At 51.5% G+C, this 2,501-nt stretch carries 2 protein-coding genes and 1 pseudogene; 1 reads left to right on the top strand and 2 read right to left on the bottom strand.

Annotated elements, in window-relative coordinates; all coding sequences use genetic code 11:
- Window positions 1-229: pseudogene (locus tag VI25_RS21120) on the bottom strand (hypothetical protein); the annotation flags it as partial.
- A gap of 1,374 nt (window positions 230-1,603) precedes the next feature.
- Between VI25_RS21120 and VI25_RS21115 the strand changes: the two are divergent.
- Window positions 1,604-1,981, top strand: coding sequence for a hypothetical protein (locus VI25_RS21115; RefSeq protein WP_055562836.1), 378 nt, complete (start codon window positions 1,604-1,606; stop codon window positions 1,979-1,981).
- A gap of 187 nt (window positions 1,982-2,168) precedes the next feature.
- On the opposite strand, the gene VI25_RS24910 is transcribed toward VI25_RS21115, so the two are convergent.
- Window positions 2,169-2,438, bottom strand: coding sequence for a hypothetical protein (locus VI25_RS24910; RefSeq protein ID WP_152981744.1), 270 nt, complete (start codon window positions 2,436-2,438; stop codon window positions 2,169-2,171).
- Window positions 2,439-2,501: the final 63 nt, after the last annotated feature.

Raw genomic sequence — 2,501 nt, 5'->3', positions numbered from 1 at the left:
CAGGATGCAACTCAAACAGCCCCCGCGCCAGGGTCGTCGTGGTTGTAATGCCAGCCTGAAAGCCAAAGCGGTTTTGAACATCACCTTGGAAGTCTTTGTCGTCGCCAGCTAGGGAGGCAGCCACCACGCCCACTTTGAGGCCAATGCGCGTGCCACCGCCGGTGGTTTGGGCTTGTACAGCGGCGGTAGCACCGGTAAGTAAAGCAAGAGACAGAATAATCGTTTTCATAGTTAGAAAAAGTGAGGGTGGTACGGGTTTCAACTTTCGCACGGGAAGAGCCAGTCTGAGGGCTCCTGAATCAAGCGGCTTACTGTAAAGACGACAGACACGTGGGTTTTGTTTGTTTAAAAGATTTTTTAGGACAAAATATAAGTTTATGAAGTAGGCAATCTGACATCTCGTTGACCACCGGATGCGTGGCCAAACGGCACAAAAGCCTTGCTCCAGAGTAGATTGGTCATCCCTACCACGAAAAACTGTTCTTGTGTACGAGCATGATCTGTCGTGCGTCAGATATCTTCTGAAATGGCGGCCACAACGTAGGTTTGTTCCAGCAATTGAGTCCTTGCGCAACCAACTGCTACAAGAGGTGAAGCATACGAGCCTAAAGGCCAATTTTGCGCTAGATTGGCACGGTTATACAGGAATTAACTCATAGGTACAAGCCTCGGTTGGATGGCGAAGGCTATGTCAATAAGTAGCTAGATATAGCAGACACTCTTAAGAAAGAGTAATCTATCATTCACAACTCGGCGTTGAGGACGCTGTGAGCAGTGCACAGGGTTAGCACGAAAGAATAAGCCAAGAAACAAGCCATGTACACAGTAATCAGGAAGTGCCAGGGTTGGGTAGCTGTTGCTTTATTTATGCTCCAGTCAGCTCGTGCTACCCCCACCTCTTTACAAGCAAGAAGCCAGCAGGCGCCAGGAGGGTACCGGCCAGCAGGAGTTACATGGAAACCTACCGCAGATTCAGTCGCTAACCCGAACTACCTATACCAAACCAGGTTCAGGAAAGCGGTGACGTACCCACTGCGAGCAGCTGGCCGCCCGAATGCTACGTTGCTCTACAACTGCCCTCCAAAAGCAACTGTGTACGTGCTCGGACAAAGTAAAAAATCGTATACCCAAGTGGCTGTGAACGGTCGAGTTGGGTACGTGGCAAGTGCGTGGTTAGCGGATATCCGATAAGCGGAATGCGGCCTCTATCCTAAGTGAGGCTAACCTGCTTTGGGCGTGCACAGCTACCGTAGAGGTTAGTGTATTGTCCAGGATTATAAGGAATAAGAATAGCACGCGTTAACTAACGGCGAGTATAAGCGGTATTTGATAAGTCAACTAAGAATCAGCATCACCCTATTGGATACGGTGCATTCACTATGTTCACCCTGGCTTCACGAAGCCTACATCCTGGCAGCTGCTGTTTTCTGTGAAACCATGCAACTAAAGCGTGGCAGCGGCGCTCTTCAGGTGAGATGGGCAATGACCTGCTGTTTCGCACGTCACTATTTGCTGGGTTGCCGGTAGAATGACGCCAATAAGAGGCATCGACCAGTCCTGCTACTTTTTCTCACCACGTATTTTTTCGCTCTATTTCTTATCTATGCGGGTATCACTTGCTCATCTACACCTAACAGGCATTAGCCTGCTGTTCTCGCTGGGGTTAAGTAGCTGTACCGCCGAGCAGAATGTTACCCCCACTATGACTGGGTGCAATGAGCTCGTTACAGTGCGCTTATGCGCTAGCTATGGGGATGCACCCAATTGCGCGGCCCTGCACACGACACTGCAACTGGCCGACCGCTACCATGTGCTGCCAGTGGGCGCGGTGTGGCAACGCTATCAAAGCCAGCAAGTAAACGGACAAGTGCTGCGGGTAGGCTACGAACTTGGCCCTGAGCTTCCACCCAATGTGGATGGCCTGCGAACGGCAAACATCACCTGCCTAGAAGTATCAAATAAGGAACAGGCAGGTGAATGAGCCCCAAACAAGAGTAGGAAGCTATCCAGAACCATATTCATTCAATAGGTTAACACAGGCTTTAGGCTCTTAGAGTTTCTACCGACCTATGCGACCTGTGGGATGTTCTTACTGTCCATGAAACTTCTCATATATCAGGGATAAGACACGTGGGGTAGGCCCTGTTTACCACTTACCAGCCGCCGAACTACTGGAACTGGATGTCGGCGGCGACACCGACTTGCTTACAGCCGTGTCGGCGTTCAACGCCAGTACCAGGGCACCTAGAAATAAGGCGTAGGCAGGACGGCGTAACCATGCGGGTAACATCGTCGTCGGAGCCTGCCGTGCGTCGAGGCGAGCCTGCAGGCGGGTAAAAAAGAATGGGCGGGGCTCGGGGTGGGCCTAGCGGCTGCAACGCGCGCAACCGGTCAGTCCAAGCTTCGTCTTCTTCCGGAAGGGGAGGTAAGGCAGACATGCGGAATCAAACTAAGTGAGGATGAAGAAACTGGTGCAGACGTTGCCGGGCTCGAAACAAGAG

Origin of the sequence: Hymenobacter sp. AT01-02 (assembly GCF_000961955.2) — a bacterium.
Lineage (GTDB): Bacteria > Bacteroidota > Bacteroidia > Cytophagales > Hymenobacteraceae > Hymenobacter > Hymenobacter mucosus.
The sequence above is the reverse complement of the archived record's forward strand: the minus strand, read 5'-3'. Positions and strand labels throughout refer to the sequence as shown.